Source organism: Pedobacter sp. SG908 (assembly GCF_011759615.1).
GTDB classification, from domain to species: Bacteria; Bacteroidota; Bacteroidia; order Sphingobacteriales; family Sphingobacteriaceae; genus Pedobacter; species Pedobacter riviphilus.
The window spans coordinates 933455-954778 of the sequence record NZ_JAAOYY010000002.1; the positions used below are offsets into that span (position 1 = coordinate 933455).

The following is a 21324-nucleotide window of genomic DNA, read 5'->3' on the forward strand; positions in this document are numbered from 1 at the left end:
AACTATGCATATTTTTTATACACCAGATATAACCCAAAATACCTACACACTTAACGAAGAAGAGAGCAAACACTGTGTTAGGGTGCTTCGCCTTACCATTGGCTCAATTGTTAACTTAGTTGATGGAAAAGGGGGCTTTTATACTGCTGAAATTACTACCGATAATCCCAAAAAGGTTTCTTTATCTATTTTAAAAGTAGAAACTGAGTTTCATAAAAGAAATCATTACTTACACATCGCTGTTGCACCAACTAAAAATATCGACCGTATCGAGTGGTTTTTAGAGAAGGCTACAGAGCTGGGCATTGATGAGGTTACACCAATTATTACCGATAGATCGGAGCGAAGGGTAGTTAAAGAAGATCGCCTCAATAAAGTGATTACTTCAGCCGTAAAACAATCGATTAAAGCTTATCATCCCAAATTAAACGATGCTATTTCTTTTGATGCTTTTTTAAAAGAACCGTTTGATGGCGACAAACTAATTGCGCATTGCATTGATAACGGAGAAAAACAATACATATCCAAACTTGTAGTCCCACATCAAAAATATTTAGTTCTTATTGGTCCTGAAGGAGATTTCACACCTGATGAAGTTAATTTAGCTTTGAATAAAGGCTTTAAAGCATTAACTTTAGGTGATAACAGATTACGCACAGAAACGGCTGCCTTATCTGTTTGTTTTGAAATCAATTACCTTAACCGATAATCAGTTTGAAGTTTTCAGTTTTCAGTTTTCAGTTTTCCAAATTTCGGGCATTGGTTTTAAGCTTTGGTCTTTTAGCTTTAAGTTTGATGCTTTTCGCTTTTATTCCGCCAACCTACCGTATGGCTAAATTAAAGTATAACGGTGGTGGCGATTGGTATGCAGACAGAACAGCTTTACCCAATTTAATTGCATACTGCAATGCCAATATCAAGACTAATTTTTATGCTGAAGAAAGCATTGTTGAAGTAGGCTCAAAGGAAATCTTTAACTATCCATTTGTTTATATGACTGGCCACGGAAACGTAGTTTTTAACGATCAGGAAATTAAGAATTTGAGGCAGTACCTTACGGGCGGTGGCTTTCTTCATATAGACGATAATTATGGATTGGATAAATTTATCCGCCCACAGATGAAAAAGGTATTTCCAGAACTTAGTTTTGTTGAATTGCCAGCTAACCATGCGCTATATAACCAGAAATTTAAGTTCCCGGGAGGTTTGCCTAAAATCCATGAGCATGATAATAAAAGACCCCAGGGATTTGCCTTGATTTACAAGGGAAGAGTTGTGTGTTATTACACCTACGAATGCGATTTAGGCAACGGTTGGGAAGACTTTGGTACATACCCCGAAGATACACAAGAGACACGGACAAAAGCGCTTAAAATGGGCGCTAATCTGGTTCAGTATGCTTTAACTCAATAAGCCATGTATAAAGTAAAAGTAAATGATCGGTTTTTATTCGAAATTGAGAATAAGGATTCAGCTTTTTTAGTAAATGGAGAACAGGCTCAGCTCGATCTAAGTACGCTTGGACCTAACAATACGCATGTTCTATACCAAAACAGGTCTTTTAACACAGAACTTGTTGAGATAAATAAGACTGAAAAAACCTGTAAAGTAAAAGTAAATGGGAATATTTATCAGATTAACATCGAAGATCAGTTCGATGTTTTGTTAAAACAATTGGGGCTCGATAATTTAGCCGCCAATAAAGTTTCTGAGATTAAAGCACCGATGCCTGGTTTAGTACTAAAGGTTTTGGTTGAAGAAAATGCTGAGGTAAAGAAAGGCGATAACTTATTGGTGTTGGAAGCGATGAAAATGGAAAATATTTTAAAATCATCTGCAGATGGGGTAGTGAAGAAAGTTTTGATCAAGCAAGGCGATAAAGTAGAGAAGAATCAGATTTTGATTCAATTTAAATAACTCTTTCGCCTTTTTACCGCTAAGGTATTAAGCGCATTAAGGTTGGTTTCAGTAGAGATTTTTCCTAATACCCTTAACTTCTTAATGATAAGGTGTTAACTAAGAAAGCCACCATACAAAAATAATAAAAACTATAAAGCATAAAAAAGTCCCGATTTAATGTCGGGACTTTCCTTTTTATTTACCTCTGCTTACCCTATAAGGTTTTTGAGGAGGGTTTTTGAAATTTCTTTTACCTACAGTACTAATTTCTGGAGCGCCAAGCATCGTCATAGCACAACGGAAACCGACTTCTGCTGATGATTCATCTTGTTGCATAAAACGGCGTGTTGCCGGGTTTAACCAGTAAGCCATATCATTCCAGGAGCCACCTTTATAAACTCTGGATTTATCGTTTACCAGCGTTACACCTTCTTCGTTAAGTAAAGTGTTTTGCCTGTCGCGATAACCCCTTTGATCGGCCTGATAGCTGGTTGATGCTACCGGAGATTGCGGATCAGTCGATTTTGAAATCGAATCAGAACGTTTCGCCTGCGCTTGTTTTTCTGCCCAGGTTTGTTTTCTTCCGGCATATGCATTTTCTTTAATCGGATTGCCATATTTATCTAATGCAATTTTCCCGCTTTGAGAATCTTCTAGTTTTTTATTGGTGAAGTAGTTACCACGATAAGGATTAAATGCATCTGCATCAGTGAATGTACCGGTTCTGTACACATCATTAACCCACTCATTCACGTTTCCTGCCATATTGTATAAGCCGAAATCGTTTGGTGCATATTGAATAACCGGAACCGTTAAATCTCCTTTATCATTTAATGAACCGCCAACACCCATATAATCTCCAGGCGCTCTTTTAAAGTTGGCCTGAATCATACCCCTGGTTTTCTTTTTGGCCGAACTAACACCTAAACCATTCCAAGGGTAAATTTTATTCTGGTTGATATTCTCATATTCTGTATTGCCAATTAAGCCTAGCGCAGCATATTCCCACTCTGCTTCTGTTGGTAAACGATAAGGTTGCATAATTACACCATCCTCTAATGTTGCAGTTCTTCTTGGCTGACCATTTTTGCCCCCTGTAGTTGCAGCAGTTCCTCCTGCGCTTGTGGTAGCTGCACCAGCTTTTGTATTGTAGTCAATCGGTGCATTTTTACCTTTATCATCGTACTGCCCGTTTAAATAGGCATCTGTATTAAATGGTTTGTCTGGTTTTGGAGTAGCTGCAGCCGTAGTAGCAGTATTGCCTTTTCCATTACCAGCTAAAGTTTTATAATCAGTTAAAATTCCTTTTTCGCGTAGAATAAACTCATTGGCTCTTGAAGTTCTCCATTCGCAGTAACGAGATGCCTGCTCCCATGAAACACCTACAACGGGATAATCACGATAAGCTGGGTGCCTTAAATAATTATCTACATAAGGCTCGTTATAAGATAATGCACGGCGCCATACTAAAGTATCAGGAAGCTCATTATAATAAAACTCACGATCTTCAGGGTAGTTATATCTGATCCAATGTAAGTATTCTAACCAATCGGTATTCGATACTTCTGTTTCATCCATGTAGAAAGAAGGTACGGTAACCTGTCTTTTGTAGTTGTAAATGTTTGGTTCAACACCTGCAACCTCGATGGCACTACCACCAACAACTAAAACTCCACCTTCAATTGGAATTAAGCCGGGCCCTGGAGCTCTCTTGTATTGAGTAGCTACAGCAAAAGCACCAGATTGGTTGTTTTTACTTTTCCTATCTGCATAAGGAATACCTGTTTTACTAGAACTCGCACTTTTTGAGCTACAACTCGAAAGCAAGGTGGCTAATGATAAACAAGTAAAAGAATATAGTAATAGTTTTTTCATATAGTACGTTGGGAATATTGCCCCTATAGGGATTCAATCGATAAAATTAAACAATTTTAAATGAATATATAAATAATGTGATAATAAAATATCGATTATATTTTTGATTGATAACGTATTATTTTAAAGCGTATTGTGTCTGTCTGTTTTTTAAACGATTTTAATGCTAAATAATTATAAATAAGGAAGATAAAACATGGGTTTGTGGCAGTTTGGTGTTGGTTAATACTAGCACAACTTAGAGATTTCAAAAAATATTTTTATTCTGGATCTGTATAAATCGAGCGCGTATTTCGTGGAAATTTATATTATCAGAATCGCCGTAAGCCCATAATTTAACCCACAGCAAAATAAGCCTAACGATTAGGGGTTTACAGTGATTGCAAATAAATTAACCATATTTGAGTTTTAAAATTATAGCGTCCAAATCGGGTAAATTAATATAATCGTAATGATATAAAGAGAAAAATGAATTCGATTTATAGTGCTAAGTTGTTATTAACCTTGTGTTTGCATTTTTTGCAGTCACACCGATATGTAAAAATCGTAGGTTTAATTAGTAAATAATCATAGAATTCGTAATTTGGTAAAATATACGGTTTGGTTTTACGTTACAGAATATATTCTCCAGTTATTGCTAAATACCCAAATCTAAAATTACGTACCTTAAAGGATGAATTTCAAGTACATTAGTAAACTTGCTTTTTCTGCACTCTCAATGGCCTTGGTGTTTGGTAAAACAAATGCCCAAGTAACCATAGGCAATACCCAAACAAACGGTAGCGAGTCGAATAATATTATCACGGCAGTTCCGTTTCTGCTCATTACACCTGATGCCCGTGCCGGAGCAATGGGTGATGCTGGCGTGGCTGTTCCTGGTGATGTAAACTCTTCAAGTATAAATGCGTCGAAACTTGCCTTTTTAGACAAACCTTATGGTTTTTCTATTTCTTACAGCCCATGGTTAAAGAGTTTAGTGCCAGATATTAATCTTGCTTATCTAAGTGGATTTTATAAATTAGATGATCGTAATACCATTGGAGCATCGTTGAGGTATTTTTCTTTGGGTTCGATTCAGCTTACAGACATTAACCAACAGGATCTTGGGATCGCCAATCCGAATGAATTGGCGTTTGATGTTTCTTTTGCACGTAATTTTGGTAATGAATTTTCATTAGGAACTTCATTAAGATATATTTATTCTAATTTAGCTTCAGGTCAGTTTTCGTCTTCCGGGCAAGTACACAGTGGAAATGCTGTAGCGGTTGATGTTTCAGGATTGTACAAAAAAGCGACTACATTATTTGGTAAACAGGCTATTCTTTCTGCCGGTGCTAATATTTCCAACATAGGAACTAAAATGAGCTATTCTGATGGAGGAGAGAATTTCTTTTTACCCACCAATTTTAAACTAGGAGGAGCGTCAACAATCACGATGGATGATTTTAGTACTTTAACTTTCGCCCTCGATTTTAATAAACTTTTGGTGCCAACACAACCTATATACGATTCGAACAACAAAATCGTAAGTGGAAAAGATCCAAACCGATCGGTTCCTGCAGGAATTTTTGGTTCGTTTAGTGATGCTCCTGGTGGTTTTAGTGAAGAACTGAAAGAAGTTGGAATTTCTACAGGATTAGAATATTGGTACAACCAACAGTTTGCAGTTAGAGCTGGTTACAACTACCAAAGTCCAATGAAAGGCGATAGTCGCTATTTTACCTTAGGACTTGGGTTAAAATACAACGTTTTTAACATCGATTTTTCTTATTTAATTGCAAATGCACAGACTAGTCCACTTGCAAATACCTTACGTTTTGGTCTATTGTTTAACTTTGGCGAGAATAAAAGCAAAAGATAAAAAAGATTAAAGCAAATAAACATGAAAATTAGAGTAGGTTTCGGATTTGATGTGCATCAATTAAAAGATCAACATCCTTTTGTTGTTGGTGGCGTAACATTAGATCATCATAAAGGTGCTTTTGGCCATTCGGATGCCGACGTTCTTCTTCACGCCATCTGCGATGCACTTTTAGGTGCAGCGAACCTTCGCGATATTGGTTTTCATTTTAAGAATACAGATGATAGGTGGAAAGGCATCAGTAGCATTATCTTATTGAAGGAAACAGTTAAATTGCTGGCCGAAAAAGGATGGCAAATTGGCAATATCGATGCGATGCTTTGTTTAGAAGCGCCAAAAATTAACCCTCATATTCCTGCCATGCAGCAAAATATTGCTGATGCAATTGGAATTTCTACTGATGATATTTCGATAAAAGCAACAACCAATGAACAAATGGGCTTTATTGGTAGAGAAGAGGGCGTTGTTTCTTATGCCGTCTGCCTGATAGAAAGACCTTAATTAACATTAGAATTTTTTCGCTGTTAAATAAGAAATCGGCAAGCCAATACAGAAAATTAAAATAACAACATTTAAAATTGCCCTTTCGTAGTGAAATGGTGCAGCTGGTATTTTGGTTAGCGGAACAATTAATAGAGTCATGATGATCCAAACTACAATGCCATAAATTATTCCCGATAGGATGATATTTTTTCGGAGAACAGGCGTTTTTGTTGATGCTATTGTGAAAACCATTGTAAAGCTAAAGGCAATAAAGTAGTGCAAAGCTAATCCGATAAGCGCGGTTTTAATACCTCCTGCAAAAGCTTCTGGTCCCATAATAGCGCTGGAGATGTATTGAAATACCCTCATAAAATTCATCTTTCCTAAAAATATTACTGCTGCCGTTCCATCTAATGTTCCAGCAACAAACGCAATTAATAAAACCTGTTTAAAGGAAAATGAGGTTTGGTTAGATTTTTCCATTAACAATAATAATGTTTTTTTAAATAGCTTGTTATTAAATGTTTATGTTTTTTTAGGGTGAGGTGGATAGCCAAAAAAGCCAAGTTTTATAACACATTGGCTATTAAAACTTGGCTTCTTTTTTAAGGACTGGAAGTATTACGCTACCTGTTCCTTAACATTTCCTGTTCTTTTTATTGTACCCCAGGTTTCCAGTTCGCCCTTTATAGCTTTCCTGAACGAACGGAATAAGACAACATACATTAATTGTCTCCAGAAAAAACGTTGTGGGAAGATGTAAAGTAAATTTCTATACTTCTCTTTTTCCATACGGAAAGCGATTGCAGCAAAAATCATATCTACCACTATAAAAATAATGTAATAGAAAAGTACCTGACCAAAACCATTATGCAAACTTAAAATCCCTGAAAATCCGGTTAGGGTTAAATTATTAATGGCGCTTAGTGAAAAGAGGCCACTAATTAAGGAAATGAGCATAAAAAGATCGGCAAGTGGTGAAAATAATGGTAATATGATCTGGTAGATCAAAATATTTGGCATACCTACCATTCCAAAATAGCCGTATTTCTTGTTCAGTAGTGTTTTTCTGTTTTTCCAGAAGCTTTGCATTACGCCAAAGCTCCAACGGAAACGTTGTTTAAGCAACATGCTCACCGTTTCTGGTGCTTCAGTATAAGCAATTGCACTGTCACAGTTTTTAACCTTGTAACCTGCCCTTAAAATACGCATGGTTAAATCGCAATCTTCGGCAAGAGTATCAATGGTAAATCCGCCGATTTCTAAAATTACCTTTTTTCTAAAGGCACCTATTGCCCCTGGTACAACGGTAATTGTATTTAATAAGTCGAAGGCCCGCCTATCCATATTTTGAGCAGTGATATATTCTATAGACTGCCATTTGGTAATAATGTTGTTGGCATTTCCAACTTTTACCGTTCCAGCTACAGCAGCTATTTTCTCACTATAGAAATACCGCATTAACTCGGTAACTGCATCGTTTTTCAATTGCGTATCAGCATCTATACATACCACAAAATCAGAAGTAGCTTTTGATATGCCGTAATTTAAGGCCGAAGCTTTGCCTCCGTTTGTCTTACTGAAAACCTTTACCTGAGGGTGGTTGCCAAAGTGTTCGTTAATGATTTCAAAGGTTTTATCTTTCGAACCATCATCCACAAAAATTAATTCAAAATCAGGATAGGTGGTTTTTAAAAGGCTATTGATGGTTTGAACTGCAGTAATTTCTTCATTGTATGCCGGAATGATAATGCTTACCTTTTCTGAAGGATGCTGTATTAATTTACCAATATTGCGTTTCGCTCTTTTTCGTTGTCTGATGGCCAAATAAGCAATAAATATGGTCCTTAAGATAGCAAGTACAATAGCAACAGAAAATATAATGTTTAAAATCATGTTGCCATAATAAAAGAAATTGATAAAAAAGTAATCGCCAGAGCCTGAAAAACCACTATTTGCGGTAGATTTTACAGCAGGCATAAGTTCCGATCTTTTTTTACCCATTAAATCGCCAACCGTTGTAAACGTATAGCCCTTTGCTTTAAAGAATTTAATAATCCGTGGCAAGGCTGCAACAGTAGCTTCACGGTTTCCTCCGGCATCATGAAGCAAAAGGATATTGCCATTGTCTTGTTGTTTTACCACCTCGTTAAAAATCTGATCTGCAGTTTTACCTGGTTCCCAATCTTCAGGATCGATATATTCGCCGATATTGATGTAATTCTCTTTGCGGCTTTGTGCAACTGGTAAAATCTCGGAAATATTCTGTGGCTCTGCATCAGCGTTAAATGGTGCACGGAACAAAATTGTACTGTGGCCAGTAACGGCTTCAATTAACCTACGTGTAGCATTTAGTTCGAACTTTACGCGCCTTGGTCCGATGGTCGACATATCAGGATGGAAGAAAGTATGGTTTCCAATTTCATAACCATCATTATATTCCTGTCTTAACAGTTCCATATTTTTTTCGGCCATAATCCCAACCACAAAGAAACAGCCTGGTACTTTTTCCTGTTTCAAAATATTTAACACCTGGGGTGTATAAACGGGGTCAGGGCCATCATCAAAGGTTAAGGCAATTTTTTTATCGGCCTCCCCAAATCTTTTAATTACATATTGCTCTGGTAGTCGGGTATATTTTTGATCGGCAATGGAGAAATTGTCTTTATTTAAAGTAAATCTTACGCTACCTGGTGTGGGGGTAGAAATCAGATCCAGAATTTCACCATTACCTAAGTAGGAGATGCCACCCATATTTAACGAAGCAATTTTGCGTAAATCGAATGGTTTTTTCTTTAAGGTATCTAAACTAAGATCATTGGAAATAAAAGACCATAAACGTTTATCTTCAGAGCCTAAACGCCATAACGCAACACCAGCAATATCCCAATCATCAGCTTTGCGGATTAAATTAAAATAGGTTGCGGCATCTGTAAAGTAAACTTCATGTTTAATTCCACTTCCATCGTTATAGGTATAATTTAAATTGGCCGAAGCAGGATTGTAGTTTATTTTGCTTTTGTAATTAACTGCACCAGTCATTGCTTCTTCATAGGTTACCGGTTTGCCAATACTATTGTTTGGCCAATCGTAACCATAGCAGGCCAGGGCAAGGATTACTTTGCTGGCATCAACTTTACTGCAAATGTCATCAAGCTTTTCTTCTACCCATTCCTGGTGTGAAATATCACCCGCATTACTTTGCTCGGTATGCTGATCATAAGCCATTAGTACGAGGTAATCGTTATATTTTTGGAGGATTTCTGGTTTATAATCGTCGTTTTCGGGTGAAATATCTTGAGAAACAATCAGCTTTTCCGCGTGAAATTGGCTGTAAAGATTTTTCATAAAAGCATTAAAGCTGTCACCATTTTCGAGATTAAGCTCCTCGAAATCTATATTGATACCACGATAGCCATATTTTTTGGTAATTGCGATGAGATCGTAGATCAATTTTTGCTGTGCAGGTAGATCGTTCAACAACCGCCTTACGGCTGCACCATCCCAATGGTCTTTATTGTAATTAGAAACTACTGCAATAGCCGATTTTTTAGCATTATGGATTACCTTCAAAGCGGCAGTATCGGCTTTATCAACAATAGAATCGCCGTTTAAAAAGAATGATTCTGTAGCCACCATATCCAAATGGCCTATGTTGCGTTTTAAGTCAGATAATGATCTTTCTTTGCTTGCGGCCCAACTTACATAAAAAGCCATGTTGATCCTTTTATTATTGCCGTGATGGGTTAAAATGCGATGTTCACGATCTTTTTTGATTTTTTGAAGTTTCGATTTTTCGATAGTGAAATCTTTGTACTGTTGCGATTTCTTTAGCTTCTCTAACTGTTTTTGTGTTAAAGGCGTATTGGTATTAATAAACGGTAAATTGGGTGCCTGCACTGAAGATAAGGTATACACCACGCAGATAATTGCGATAATAAAGACTAAAAAAAATGTACGACTTACCCAGGTAAATGCATGCCAGCGTCTTTTAGTCTCAGTTTGAAATATTTGTTTTCCGGACATTTTTCTGTTCTGATTTATGATCAAATGTCACTAACGAATATGAAGATTGGATGAATGATTTAAAATTAAGCGTTGCGAGATTAGATCGTTAGTTCTTATCGAAGATAATATTTTTATTGATCTATTTATCAACTGAAAAATGAATTTTTAGACCTTTTGCATCATTAAGAAATTAAGGTTTTCTAACGTAAATTGAAATGCAATAATAGGAAAACAGAAAAGCATTGACAGATTATATGTTTTTTCGACTAAGGCTCTTCAACGGGCTTAGACTGACAATACTGATCATAACTTAATGATATTAGAATGTGTTGCAATATAAAGGCAAAAAAGCCGACAATTTTACAAGAAATGCCGGCTTTTTAATCCATATAAAATGAGGTCTTATATAAAAGGTGCTGAAACAAGTCAACAGCACTACGGTCAGTTTACTCTTCTAAATAACCAAATCTGCCCTGATTGTAATCTTCGATGGCTTGATGTATTTCGGCTTCAGTATTCATTAAAAACGGACCATACTGAACAATCGGTTCTTCTATGGGTTCTCCACTTAAAATCAAAATAACACTGTTTTCTAGGGCTTCTATTTTAATTTCCTCACCTTTATTTTTGAAGTGAACGAAATTATCTGCTACCGCAATTTCAGATCCATTTATTTTAATTGAACCTTCAATCACCATAAAGCCGGTGTTAAAATTTTCAGGGAAGTTAAATGTCGCTTTACCACCTTTATTTAACCGTGCATTATACAGTTCGATTGGTGTAAAGGTACTTGCATTGCCTTTTAAACCATTATAATTACCAGCAATGATCTCGATTTTTCCTCCGTTTTCTGGAAGATCAAAGTGAGTCATGTCGGCCTGTTTAACTGCTTGATACTTTGGTTTAGCCATTTTATCTTTAGCAGGTAAATTAATCCAAAGCTGAACCATTTGAAAAGGTCCTCCTGCTAAACTGTATTGCGCTTCATGATATTCCTTGTGTAATATTCCACTCGCAGCAGTCATCCACTGTACATCACCTGGATAAATCACCCCGCTGTTTCCAGAACTATCGTGATGCGCAACAGCACCATGATAAGCAATAGTTACTGTTTCGAAACCCCGGTGCGGGTGAACTCCAACGCCTCTCGGTTCTTTCCTGGCAGAAAATTCAATCTTTGAGCCATAATCCATTAGGAAAAACGGACTCATGTTGATTTCATAACCACTTGGGAAAAAATTGTGTACCCTAAAGCCATCGCCAACCATATGTGGGGCAGGGGCTTTCAGTACTTTTTCTATTTGTTTTGTTTCCATGATTGGAACCTTTCTGTTATGCGCTTGGCGTTTGGCGGATAATCCACGCTTATCGCCAAACGCCTATCACTTATACACTTTTTACAAACTGTAATTCGCCTAAAATGCGAACTTCTTCGCTTACCATTACGCCACCAGTTTCTAATGCAGCATTCCAGGTTAAACCGAATTCAGAGCGGTTAATTTTTCCGCTTAAGGTAAAGCCTGCTTTGGTATTTCCCCAAGGATCGGTAGCAATACCACCAAATTCTGCGATTAATTTTACTGGTTTAGTTTCACCTTTAATGGTTAAGTTGCCTTTAACGATATAATCGCCTCCATCTTTTTCTACCGAATTAGATTTAAATTCAATGTGTGCAAATTTTTCAGCATCGAAAAAATCGCCACTTTTTAAATGGTTATCACGGTCGGTATTTCCGGTATCAATTGAACCGATATCACCTTTGAAAGAAATTTCTGCATTTTCAAATTCATCACCTTCTGATGTTAATTCTGCAGTGAAAGATTTTAAACTACCAGTTACAGTAGTAATCATTAAGTGTTTTACTTTAAATTGTAATTCGCTGTGGGTTGGATCTAATGTCCATTTTGTAGTTGCCATATCTTTTGTTTTTTGAGATGTTTAATATTTACAACACAAAAGTACAGCGCAGGTTTTTACTACAGATTGATGTATGGTAAGAAAGGGAAATAATTGAATGAGAGAAGGATAGAATGACGTATTGGTGAAAGGTTGAAAAGTTGTACGTTGAAAGGTTAGATTTGAAAAAGCCATTCACTCATTGAGTCTATGGCCTAAAATGTTTATTGGCCAGTTCCTTTCTTACCCGGCTTAACGATTCGGGTGTAATGCCCAGATATGAGGCAATCATCCATTGTGGTACGCGGAGGGTAAGGTTGGGGTATAGTTTTATAAAATCGAGATATCTTTCTTCAGCAGTTGCGCTTAATAACATGTTAATTCTTTTCTGCATAAAGCGGATCGAATTATTAAGCAGTTTGATTTGCATGGGTTGTAAGCATGGCACTTGCCTGGCAGCTTCCTCCATGAAATTGTTGGGCATTAATACGGCTTCGGTTGCCTCGATGGCATCGATAAAAAATATTGATGGCTCATTGTTCATGTTGTTACGGTCAGAAACCAGCCAGTTTTCGGGGGCAAACTGAAGGATGTGCTCTTTGCCTTTCGCATCAATTGAGTACGCCCGTAATAAACCTTTTCCTACAAAATATCCGTGTTTGAAATTATCGCCAGTATATTGAAGTATTTCGTTTTTCTCGAATTTTTTTACCTTTAAAGCAGATGATATGCTTTCGAACTGCTCATCAGTTATCTCTATTTTTTCCTGTAAGTATTTCTGGAACTGATGAATCATAAAGGTACAGTGTTATTTTTTTACGGGCTTAATATCGGAAAAATCTACACCACATTTGCAATTGCCACCACAACCGTCTTTTTTTACCTGTAAAGATTTAAAAACCAAACGGCCAACATATACCAATGCTACCGCAAAAAGTAAAAAGACTAAAATCGTTTGAATATCCATAATGCAAATATAAAGGGTTTTAGGCTGAAGCCGTTCAAGTGAATGTAAATTATTGGATCAATGTTTAACCGCAAAGCTTTTCGCTAAGGTCGCTAAGCTTACGGATGTCTTTGCTGGGGTTTATTTGGTGAAAATTAAGACCTAATGTTATTAAATGTGCTTTGCGTCCTTCTTTAGCGTTCTTTGTGGTTGAAGAAAGAATTTACTCCTCCATAAAACCTACAGTACCACCAACCCAATCAAAATCGGCATTGTAACGTACGCCGATCATTTTACCACGGCTTAAGCGGGCCAGATTAATGCACAGTTGGGGTTCGCCACCATCAGGCCATAAATACATCATCCTTACTTCTGCCTTTACACCACCATCAGGTGCCTGTACAGCTGGCTCGTAATTTACCTTTCTTTGTAAAATCCAGTTTTCCGGATCTTTTATATTAGTAATATCTGTTTCACTGACATCGATAATTACGCCCATCCCAGCAAAAGAGAATAATGGCTTAAGTACGTAGTTTTCTAAATCTTTAGGAATTGCAGTTAATTCACTTAAAAAACGTGTTTCGGGTACAAACTCGCTTTTCAAGAAGGGCATGGTGTATTTGCTGATTCGATAAAACCAGTTTGGATGTGTTACCCATTCCACATCGAGTTCTTCACGTGGATCGAAACTATTTTTAAAAATCTCGGTATTATTGGCCACTTCGTCAAATATCAAGCGGTTATAAATTCTTTTTAACTGGATTTTTTTACCATCTTCTTCGTAAAAGAGCTGTTTGCCTACTTTTTTAATATCTTCCAATGCCAAGATTTTAATACCCAACATTTTTTGGGTAACAAAAAAATCAATAGCTGTTTTTTGATGAGGTGCATCTACATCCATCAAGGCCACTTCTTCTGGCTCGTGAGCGCCAATAATAACTTCTTTAAGCAGCTTGATGTACCCTTCCTCGTTAAAGCCGTTTAAGAAATAATTCACAGAACTATCAATTTCAAAACCTGCCTTAAAAGTTTTTGCTAAATGATGCTGAAATCCATATAAGGAAGGGAATCCTTGCATTTCGATCAACATGGGGGTAAGTTCTCCTGCTTGATTTTTACAAATGCCGAAATCGAAAGTTAAAAAGTGTGGTTGCTTGTTCTCATTAGGGACGTTCCAATCTGTTGGAATCGACTTTTGGGTAAGTGCCTTAAAGTTGGGTTGCTTAATCAGGTTGATAATTTCTTCCCCTGCTTCAATTAACTTTTGTTTTAACCGCTTCGGAATAAATACCGGGGTTTCAGCAACGCGAAAAGGAATTTCAGGATAACCTAAACCAAGCTGGGTTAAAAAAGCCTGGTACTTTTCTCTAGTAAACTGTTGATTGTATTTTTGGCGTTGAGCAGGTATCATATGTTTTTATAGTTTTCGTCATTGCTAGGCACGAAGCAATCCTAGAACCATCGCTAAAGCATTAAGATTGCTTCGTGCCTAGCAATGACGGCTATTTGTTTATACTGCTTGTAGATCCCCAATTGCTTTTTGCAAGAAATTAGGTAAGATAACACTTTGTGTAAGTACAATTCTTGCCGGATCATCTAAACTGTTTAACATATCCAGGTATTTTTGTTCGCCATGCAGACCGATGATTGCTTTTTTCTTTTCTTCTTGAAGTAAGTACATTTTCATGCCCACCGGATCAGCTTCTGGATGAAATTGCGTACCGATGATTTCCTCAGAAAAGCGGATCGACATCATGCAACGTTCTAAATCCACATGTTTACGCTCTTTTTCAATGGCTAATAATTTTGCGCCTTTTTTCTCGAAAGCAGCAAAATCTGGCTCGATCACTTGCCAATCTCTGCTGTCTACCGAAAAGAAAGGATTGGTAATGCCATTAAAAATTTCGTCTTTTTCTCCTTCTTCTGTTAAGTTTATAGGGAAAATACCAAAAGCGTTCGACCGTCTTTCGGTTACATTACCCAACTCATATTTTCTACAAGCCAATTGGAAGGAGTGGCAGATCAAAAAAGCATACTTTTTTCTTTCGTCATTTTTATGGTTAAAAGCTTCTATCTGATCTAAGAGATTAAAGAAGTCATTTTCCCATTGTTCGCCCTTACTTTCAATAGGGCTGCCTGGGCCACCACTAGAAATATAAGCATCATAACCAATGTGTGGTATTTCTCCTTTTTGCCTTAAATCAAAAATATCAAAGCTTAGATCGATATTGTTTTCGTTTCTAAAACGGGATAAAATTTCCTGAATTCCCCGCATACCCTGATTAGGTGCACCGTTATTCATGTCAATAACGGCCACCTTTAAGCTCCTTTTATCCATTATAAAATTACTTTGCGCCTATAAGTGTTTGAGTAGTAATGTAATCTACCACCGCCTCAAAGTTACCAGTTTGTTGGTAAACCGCCAACTGTCTATCTGCGCCTGTGCCATGCTCCAATATTTTATGCACATAATTAATGTCATCACGGCAGCCTAAATCATCCACCACATCATCTACAAAATCTAACAGTTCTAAAATAAGGTTGCGGCAGTTCACTTCCATTTCTTTCCCGAAATCGATTAGGTTCCCATCAATTCCATAACGGGCAGCCCGCCATTTATTCTCATTGATTAATGCTCTCGAATAGCTGATAAACTCCATGTTCTGCAAACGCAGTTTGTACAGTTTGGCACATAATGCCTGAAATAATGCAGTAAAAGCCATTGTTTCATCAATCAACATCGGGCAATCGCAAATGCGGAACTCAACAGTATCGAAAAAGGGATGCACACGGATATCCCACCAAATTTTCTTCGCATTATCCATGCAATTGGTTTTGATGAGCAGTTTTACATAGTTGTCGTAATCCTCAATGCTATTAAAAATATCAGGGATACCAGTACGTGGAAATTTGTCGAAAATTTTAGTGCGAAAAGATTTGTAACCCGTGTTCCGCGATTCCCAGAATGGCGAATTGGTTGATAAAGCAAAAACATGCGGTAAAAAATACCTCACCTGATTGGCGATGTGAATAGCCAGTTCGCGCGATTGGAAACCAACATGTACATGCAGACCAAAAATGAGGTTAGAACGTGCAGCTTCCTGTAGTTCGTTCACAATCTCATTATAACGGGGATGTTCTGTAATTAACTGCTTTTCCCAATGCGAGAAAGGGTGAGTGCCAGCGGCTCCAATTCTTAAGCCCTGCTCTCCGGCTAGCTGCGAAACCGTATAACGCAGTTGAGAAATCTCTTCGCGTGCTTCGGTGGTGGTTTTACAAATACCGGTTCCAACTTCTACCACAGCCTGGTGCATTTCTGCTTTAACCTGGTCTTTGTGAATTTTTTGGGCGGCTTCTACAATTTTTTGCTCGTGCGAAGTGAGCTCTCTGGTAACGGGATCAATTACCATATATTCTTCTTCTATGCCCAGCGTAAATTCGTTCATTCTTCTATTGATTAAAATTAAATCCCAGTTATTTTTTTGCCGCAGGTTTTTTAGGTTTTGCAGCTGTTTTTTCTGTTGTTGCAGTCTTAACCTTTTCTGTCGCCGTAACTTTCTTTGGTGTAGCTGTTTTAGCCACTTTTGGTGCAGTTTTAGCTATTAACGGTTTGCCACCAACTGACGATTTAATATATTCGCCCCAGGTTAAATTATCTTGTCCGTCTTTTTGCGCTTTTGCCCTTTCAATGGCATAATTTGCCGTAGTTTCTACTACCCAATCAAAATTTTCCTGACCAACACTCTTAATGTCGGCATCAGGGGCAGGGTTACAGAAATCGATTGCAATAGGTACACCATTACGCACGGCAAATTCAACAGTATTGAAATCGTAGCCCAAATATCTGCATAACTTTAGGGTGTATTCTTCCACTGTTTTAAGCAATTTCGGATCTGGCGATTTACCTTCCGTTGCATAGCGTAAGTGATGCGGATTACGCGGATCGTACTGCATAATACGCACATATTTGCCGCCGATACAATAACACCTAAAATATTCTTCGAAAATAATTTCTTCCTGCAAAAGCATTACCAGTTGTTGGGTGCCGCTGTGTTTATCAAAAAAATCTTCTTTATCATGAAGTTTATAAACATCTCTCCAGCCTCCACCATCATAAGGTTTCATATACGCCGGAAAACCTACATACTCGAAAATCGCATCCCAATTTAATGGCATTTCCAGGTTAGAAAAAGATTCGGATGTTGTTCCGGTTGGATGTTCTCTTGAAGGGATTAAGGCCGTTTTGGGTACAGGAACACCAATTTGTTCGGCCAGGGCATTGTTAAAAAACTTTTCGTCGGCGCTCCACCAAAATGGATTGTTGATTACGGCAGTTCCTGTAATGGCAGCATTTTTTAATGAGGCGCGATAGAATGGTACATCTTGCGAAATCCGGTCGATAATTACCGAATAACCCAACGGCGAATTTTGAAATATCTTATCGATTTTAACAGCTTCAGCAGTAATGCCTTTTTCTGCTTTTTGATTAATTCTTTCGATTACGGCTTCAGGAAAAGAGCGTTCCTGTCCAAATAAAATCCCTATTTTTTTCATAGTTTTAATTGTCTTTCAATCGTGATAAAGCGATCATGAGCCTTTGTAGTTGGTTACACTTGTTTGTTCATGATGGTTTCATTGGTAAGTAATGAGTTTAATTGTTTAACTGGTTAATCGGTTAATTGTTTGATAAAATTATATCCTAAATTGACTCGGGACTTAAGACCGCCGACTTAGGACTAAACTAAAGCTGTGCAATATAATCCGGAAACATTTCTCTCCAGATGGGCCAATCGTGATCTGCATTTTGTCTGATATCAAGCCAGTGATTGATACCCTTTTTATTTAAAATATTGGATAAACGCTCATTATCGGGCCTGCACATATCACGGTCTGTTGTGCCCAAAACAATTTTCATATAATGTAGCTCGGGGTTACTGTTATTCAGCAGATAATCAACCGGGTTGTTGAAATAAACATCGTCATTGTAAAAACCGTCTAGCTGGCCAGAAATATCGAAAGCCCCGCTCATACTAAACATGTGGCTTACCAACCAGGGGTGTCTGAAAGCGAAATTTGCTGCATGATAACCACCAAAACTACAGCCAGCAGTAATAATTTTGCTGTGCCCGGTTTCGTGCCTGGCCAGAGGGGCTACCTCTTCCAATAAATACTTGTCGTACCAGATGTGGTTTTTAACCCTGTCGGCAGGATGGATACTTTTGTTGTACCAGCTTAATTTATCAACGCCATCAGGGCAATAGATCTTAATTTTTCCTTCATTGATAAAACCCTCAACAGAATCGATCAACTTGAAATCCTTGTTTTCAAAATATCGACCCATGCTTGTTGGGAACAGTAGGATAGGGATGCCACCGTGACCAAAGATGAGCATGTCGATTTCGCCACTTAAATTCGGGCTGTACCATTTCTTATGTTCTTCTTTAACCATAATAAAAATTGAATGATTTAAGGTATAAATTAAAATCTACAAAAAGAATTGTTTAAGCAGTAAAATGAAGCAAATTAAATGCGTATTGTAAAAATTAACCTATGATAATTAATAGTTTACGGAGATTTGTACCTTTGCACCCTAATTCTGAGGCGATAGCCATGTGATAGGGGATTTTGAATATGATGTACACCACAATTTTATCCGTAAAAGTTAATACCAGCAACTTTAAAATACCCTCGGCTTATTTAAAGCATGAGGTAGAAATAGATATTTACGCACCCGAAGGTATTTTAGGAAATGAGAAAATAGAGCTTCTTTTATTAAATGATGGGCAGGATGTGGCCAGAATGGATTTTAGCCGGATTTTGGAAGAAGCCCACCACGGCAAAAGAAACCATAGGTTGGTTGTAGTAGCCATTAAAGCATCAGCAGATCGTTTAATGGAGTATGGTGTTGCGGGGGTGCCCGATTTTAAAGGACGTGGTGCGAAAGCCAGTTTATATACTGATTTCGTGATTAAAGAACTTTTGCCCTTTGTTAAAAAGAAAATTGCGATGCCGATAGCTGGTAAAGTAGGTTTTGCTGGTTTTTCCCTGGGTGGTTTATCTGCATTCGATATTGCTTGGAACAATCCTGCTGCTTTTGATGCTATTGGTGTTTTTTCAGGAGCATTTTGGTGGAGAAAAAAAGACCTGGCCGAGGGTTATACCGATGCCGACCGTATTATGCATCAACAACTGGAAAATACTTCTACTAAGCCAGATATGAAATTCTGGTTAATGACCGGAACGGAAGACGAAAAGGCCGACAGGAACAAAAATATGATCATCGATTCGATAGACGATACGATCGATATTGTTAAAATACTTCTAAATAAAGGTTACAAACGGCCAGAAAATGTTTTTTATTACGAAAAAGTTGGTGGCAAACACGATGTTCCGACCTGGGAAAGTGTAATGCCAGCCTTTTTAGATTGGGCATTTGAGGTTTAGTGATAGAATCGATTAGTATCGCCGTCATTCCCGCGCATGCGGGAATCGTAATACAAGCGCTTTAAGATTCCCAATCGAGTTGGGAATGACGATCGTTCGTGTGGCTACTCATATTTCAAAAAAATACCAGTATCAAATATCGTCCATAAACAGCTCCGCTGCCCGCAAGCTTTTAGTGCGGCATTTGCCCAGGTATTACAGGTTTTAAAAATGCTGTAACTTCCTTTTGCTTCGTAAAAGGCATCACCAATATCATAATGGATGTTCGATTTAACATTGATCAGATGTCCGGCTTTATCTTTTTTGAAACTATTTAAAATATAATCGATCAGTTGCAGATATTGCGCTTTGCTGATGATAATTTTCTTGCAGTTCGCATCTTCCAGTATATTTTTGTAATAGGTGGTGTGCATGGCAGATGTGCTTAAACCCGAAATGGCCCTTAACCCATTGCTAAGTTTAAGGTCTGAAAATTCTGGTGTTTCGAGGTAGAATTTCTTGTCGCCCCAACCCATGGCCAAATATTGATAAGTGCTATCGGCTTCCAGCGTATTTTGATAACTGATTTCTTTTGTCCAGTTTATTTCGGCGTTGACCGCCGGAACCACAATATCAGTATGCACACCGTTCGTCATGATGTAGATGGTAACCTCTTTTGGGTTTATAGGATTGGCATTTATGGTAATGCGTGAGCAACAAAAAGCAGCTAGGAAGTAAATCCCAAGCAATGCGATAAAAATAATTAAAAATCTGCCCGTATATTTTAAAACCCTTTTGTTCATTCTTTTCTGGTTGTTTCAATTAATATACCAATGCCATTTTGGGTAACCCAATTTGCAAAATAATTTCGACTATCGATTTTATTGATAGCGGTATCGAAAAACATGATTTTTTGCGGTTGCAAGTTATTCCTACCTTAACAGCATGATAAAAGGATTATTTGAAACACATATTTATGTCGAAGATCTAGCAAGATCGATCGATTTTTACAGTAATACATTGGGCTTAACACAGTGCCATTACGAAGAAGAACGCAAAATTGCCTTTTTCTGGATCGGGAAACCCCAGGAAGCCATGTTGGGGATTTGGGAAAAACCTAAAGACGAAATCGATATCAGGCATTTTGCTTTCCGTTGTGAGGTGGATGATGTGCTGAACAAATCAGTTCAATTTCTTGAATCTAAAAATCTTCAGCCTTATAATTTTCTTAAAAGTGGAAATCGCGAACCCATGGTTTTTGCCTGGATGCCCGCTTTGGCTATTTACTTTAACGATCCTGATGGGCATGCACTGGAGTTTATTGCCATTTTGGAAGGAGAAGCTAAACCAGAACTGGGTGTAATTTCTTATCAGGAATGGTTAAACATGTAAATTTCATTCAGCTAGCTTTGTTAGCGCTTCAGCTGTCGAACTTAAAAAATTGATGTGTTTGCCTTTATTGCTTTCGTAAATAAAATCTTTAATGCTTTTACCTTGATATGGACTAAAATCGCCAATAATGGCCAGGCTTACCCGATAATTTGAAAACTTTTGAAGGATTTCTCCGGCTATTCCGTTTTTCAGGTCGAAGAAAGCGGAAGTAAGATTATGTTCTTGTATAATGATTTTATCAAAACCCTGGTAATATAGGTTCCCCAATAAGTCTAATCCATCGGCTGCATCATTAATAATAATTTCTTCAGAAATAATTTCTGCAATATTGATGTTGTTTATGGTGTGCGTTTCAATTTTCATCTTTAGGCATGTAAATGGCTGGTGTTGTATTTTGTCGTGGCTAATTTAAAGATTATGTTTTCTTTTAAACATTTGTTCAAACCCGTAATTGATTGAAAAAAGAAGCATACTGCCTTTCTGTTTAAAAATGAGATAATTGCAACATTATCATCGTATTAAATAGTGACAGATATAGTAG

21 protein-coding genes are annotated in these 21324 nt (G+C 37.5%); 7 read left to right on the top strand and 14 right to left on the bottom strand.

Annotated elements, in window-relative coordinates; all coding sequences use genetic code 11:
* Positions 1-4 precede the first annotated feature (4 nt).
* The 3 genes from FHT21_RS19025 (at position 5) to FHT21_RS19035 (ending at position 1917) form a co-directional block, all read left to right on the top strand.
* Entirely contained in the window at positions 5-709 is a 705-nt protein-coding gene (locus FHT21_RS19025) for a 16S rRNA (uracil(1498)-N(3))-methyltransferase (protein ID WP_167296300.1), read from the top strand.
* Positions 710-795: 86 nt separating this feature from the next.
* On the top strand, positions 796-1413 hold the full coding sequence (locus FHT21_RS19030) for a DUF4159 domain-containing protein (RefSeq protein WP_167296640.1): 618 nt from the start codon (positions 796-798) through the stop codon (positions 1411-1413).
* A gap of 3 nt (positions 1414-1416) precedes the next feature.
* Positions 1417-1917 carry an acetyl-CoA carboxylase biotin carboxyl carrier protein subunit gene (locus FHT21_RS19035; protein ID WP_167296301.1) on the top strand — a complete coding sequence of 167 codons (501 nt, stop codon included), beginning with the start codon at positions 1417-1419 and terminating at the stop codon, positions 1915-1917.
* Positions 1918-2094: 177 nt separating this feature from the next.
* Here the strand turns inward: FHT21_RS19035 and FHT21_RS19040 are convergent, their stop codons facing one another.
* Positions 2095-3774, bottom strand: coding sequence for an SUMF1/EgtB/PvdO family nonheme iron enzyme (locus tag FHT21_RS19040; RefSeq protein ID WP_167296302.1), 1680 nt, complete (start codon positions 3772-3774; stop codon positions 2095-2097).
* A gap of 673 nt (positions 3775-4447) precedes the next feature.
* On the opposite strand from FHT21_RS19040, the gene porV reads away from it, so the two are divergent.
* On the top strand, positions 4448-5635 hold the full coding sequence (porV, locus tag FHT21_RS19045; RefSeq protein ID WP_167296303.1) for a type IX secretion system outer membrane channel protein PorV: 1188 nt from the start codon (positions 4448-4450) through the stop codon (positions 5633-5635).
* Positions 5636-5656: 21 nt separating this feature from the next.
* A complete protein-coding gene (gene ispF, locus FHT21_RS19050; protein WP_167296304.1) occupies positions 5657-6136 on the top strand; it encodes a 2-C-methyl-D-erythritol 2,4-cyclodiphosphate synthase in 480 nt (159 codons plus the stop codon).
* 6 nt (positions 6137-6142) lie between these two features.
* On the opposite strand, the gene FHT21_RS19055 is transcribed toward ispF, so the two are convergent.
* From FHT21_RS19055 to FHT21_RS19105, 11 genes are all read right to left on the bottom strand, one after another.
* A complete protein-coding gene (locus tag FHT21_RS19055; protein WP_167296305.1) occupies positions 6143-6601 on the bottom strand; it encodes a DUF1440 domain-containing protein in 459 nt (152 codons plus the stop codon).
* Between the two features lie 138 nt (positions 6602-6739).
* Entirely contained in the window at positions 6740-10144 is a 3405-nt protein-coding gene (locus FHT21_RS19060) for a glycosyltransferase (protein WP_167296306.1), read from the bottom strand.
* A 428-nt stretch (positions 10145-10572) separates the two neighbouring features.
* On the bottom strand, positions 10573-11442 hold the full coding sequence (locus tag FHT21_RS19065) for a pirin family protein (protein ID WP_167296307.1): 870 nt from the start codon (positions 11440-11442) through the stop codon (positions 10573-10575).
* Between the two features lie 70 nt (positions 11443-11512).
* Positions 11513-12043: a YceI family protein gene (locus FHT21_RS19070; protein ID WP_167296308.1), complete on the bottom strand. Its 531-nt coding sequence runs from the start codon at positions 12041-12043 to the stop codon at positions 11513-11515.
* Between the two features lie 187 nt (positions 12044-12230).
* Positions 12231-12818 carry a Crp/Fnr family transcriptional regulator gene (locus FHT21_RS19075; protein ID WP_108197428.1) on the bottom strand — a complete coding sequence of 196 codons (588 nt, stop codon included), beginning with the start codon at positions 12816-12818 and terminating at the stop codon, positions 12231-12233.
* Positions 12819-12830: 12 nt separating this feature from the next.
* Positions 12831-12989: a FeoB-associated Cys-rich membrane protein gene (locus tag FHT21_RS19080; RefSeq protein ID WP_082458743.1), complete on the bottom strand. Its 159-nt coding sequence runs from the start codon at positions 12987-12989 to the stop codon at positions 12831-12833.
* 202 nt (positions 12990-13191) lie between these two features.
* Positions 13192-14379, bottom strand: a complete 1188-nt coding sequence (locus FHT21_RS19085) for a hypothetical protein (protein WP_167296309.1) — start codon at positions 14377-14379, stop codon at positions 13192-13194.
* 99 nt (positions 14380-14478) lie between these two features.
* Positions 14479-15306, bottom strand: a complete 828-nt coding sequence (locus FHT21_RS19090) for a GMP synthase (RefSeq protein WP_167296310.1) — start codon at positions 15304-15306, stop codon at positions 14479-14481.
* Positions 15307-15313: 7 nt separating this feature from the next.
* Positions 15314-16414: a carboxylate-amine ligase gene (locus FHT21_RS19095; RefSeq protein WP_167296311.1), complete on the bottom strand. Its 1101-nt coding sequence runs from the start codon at positions 16412-16414 to the stop codon at positions 15314-15316.
* 28 nt (positions 16415-16442) lie between these two features.
* Entirely contained in the window at positions 16443-17522 is a 1080-nt protein-coding gene (locus FHT21_RS19100) for a hypothetical protein (RefSeq protein WP_167296312.1), read from the bottom strand.
* Positions 17523-17709: 187 nt separating this feature from the next.
* On the bottom strand, positions 17710-18417 hold the full coding sequence (locus FHT21_RS19105; protein ID WP_167296313.1) for an alpha/beta hydrolase-fold protein: 708 nt from the start codon (positions 18415-18417) through the stop codon (positions 17710-17712).
* A gap of 182 nt (positions 18418-18599) precedes the next feature.
* Between FHT21_RS19105 and FHT21_RS19110 the strand changes: the two genes are divergently transcribed.
* Positions 18600-19412: an alpha/beta hydrolase-fold protein gene (locus FHT21_RS19110; protein WP_167296314.1), complete on the top strand. Its 813-nt coding sequence runs from the start codon at positions 18600-18602 to the stop codon at positions 19410-19412.
* Positions 19413-19516: 104 nt separating this feature from the next.
* Here the strand turns inward: FHT21_RS19110 and FHT21_RS19115 are convergent, their stop codons facing one another.
* Entirely contained in the window at positions 19517-20194 is a 678-nt protein-coding gene (locus FHT21_RS19115; protein ID WP_167296315.1) for a TIGR02117 family protein, read from the bottom strand.
* 142 nt (positions 20195-20336) lie between these two features.
* Between FHT21_RS19115 and FHT21_RS19120 the strand changes: the two genes are divergently transcribed.
* Positions 20337-20783: a VOC family protein gene (locus tag FHT21_RS19120; protein WP_167296316.1), complete on the top strand. Its 447-nt coding sequence runs from the start codon at positions 20337-20339 to the stop codon at positions 20781-20783.
* 3 nt (positions 20784-20786) lie between these two features.
* On the opposite strand, the gene FHT21_RS19125 is transcribed toward FHT21_RS19120, so the two are convergent.
* Positions 20787-21146 carry a DUF4180 domain-containing protein gene (locus FHT21_RS19125; RefSeq protein WP_167296317.1) on the bottom strand — a complete coding sequence of 120 codons (360 nt, stop codon included), beginning with the start codon at positions 21144-21146 and terminating at the stop codon, positions 20787-20789.
* Positions 21147-21324: the final 178 nt, after the last annotated feature.

Bases quoted from the DNA above. Each gene is read 5' to 3' on its own strand.
- FHT21_RS19025 (WP_167296300.1), top strand. From the start codon at position 5: ATGCATATTTTTTATACACCAGATATAACCCAAAATACCTACACACTT.
- FHT21_RS19030 (WP_167296640.1), top strand. From the start codon at position 796: ATGCTTTTCGCTTTTATTCCGCCAACCTACCGTATGGCTAAATTAAAG.
- FHT21_RS19035 (WP_167296301.1), top strand. From the start codon at position 1,417: ATGTATAAAGTAAAAGTAAATGATCGGTTTTTATTCGAAATTGAGAAT.
- FHT21_RS19040 (WP_167296302.1), bottom strand. From the start codon at position 3,774: ATGAAAAAACTATTACTATATTCTTTTACTTGTTTATCATTAGCCACC.
- porV (WP_167296303.1), top strand. From the start codon at position 4,448: ATGAATTTCAAGTACATTAGTAAACTTGCTTTTTCTGCACTCTCAATG.
- ispF (WP_167296304.1), top strand. From the start codon at position 5,657: ATGAAAATTAGAGTAGGTTTCGGATTTGATGTGCATCAATTAAAAGAT.
- FHT21_RS19055 (WP_167296305.1), bottom strand. From the start codon at position 6,601: ATGGAAAAATCTAACCAAACCTCATTTTCCTTTAAACAGGTTTTATTA.
- FHT21_RS19060 (WP_167296306.1), bottom strand. From the start codon at position 10,144: ATGTCCGGAAAACAAATATTTCAAACTGAGACTAAAAGACGCTGGCAT.
- FHT21_RS19065 (WP_167296307.1), bottom strand. From the start codon at position 11,442: ATGGAAACAAAACAAATAGAAAAAGTACTGAAAGCCCCTGCCCCACAT.
- FHT21_RS19070 (WP_167296308.1), bottom strand. From the start codon at position 12,043: ATGGCAACTACAAAATGGACATTAGATCCAACCCACAGCGAATTACAA.
- FHT21_RS19075 (WP_108197428.1), bottom strand. From the start codon at position 12,818: ATGATTCATCAGTTCCAGAAATACTTACAGGAAAAAATAGAGATAACT.
- FHT21_RS19080 (WP_082458743.1), bottom strand. From the start codon at position 12,989: ATGGATATTCAAACGATTTTAGTCTTTTTACTTTTTGCGGTAGCATTG.
- FHT21_RS19085 (WP_167296309.1), bottom strand. From the start codon at position 14,379: ATGATACCTGCTCAACGCCAAAAATACAATCAACAGTTTACTAGAGAA.
- FHT21_RS19090 (WP_167296310.1), bottom strand. From the start codon at position 15,306: ATGGATAAAAGGAGCTTAAAGGTGGCCGTTATTGACATGAATAACGGT.
- FHT21_RS19095 (WP_167296311.1), bottom strand. From the start codon at position 16,414: ATGAACGAATTTACGCTGGGCATAGAAGAAGAATATATGGTAATTGAT.
- FHT21_RS19100 (WP_167296312.1), bottom strand. From the start codon at position 17,522: ATGAAAAAAATAGGGATTTTATTTGGACAGGAACGCTCTTTTCCTGAA.
- FHT21_RS19105 (WP_167296313.1), bottom strand. From the start codon at position 18,417: ATGGTTAAAGAAGAACATAAGAAATGGTACAGCCCGAATTTAAGTGGC.
- FHT21_RS19110 (WP_167296314.1), top strand. From the start codon at position 18,600: ATGATGTACACCACAATTTTATCCGTAAAAGTTAATACCAGCAACTTT.
- FHT21_RS19115 (WP_167296315.1), bottom strand. From the start codon at position 20,194: ATGAACAAAAGGGTTTTAAAATATACGGGCAGATTTTTAATTATTTTT.
- FHT21_RS19120 (WP_167296316.1), top strand. From the start codon at position 20,337: ATGATAAAAGGATTATTTGAAACACATATTTATGTCGAAGATCTAGCA.
- FHT21_RS19125 (WP_167296317.1), bottom strand. From the start codon at position 21,146: ATGAAAATTGAAACGCACACCATAAACAACATCAATATTGCAGAAATT.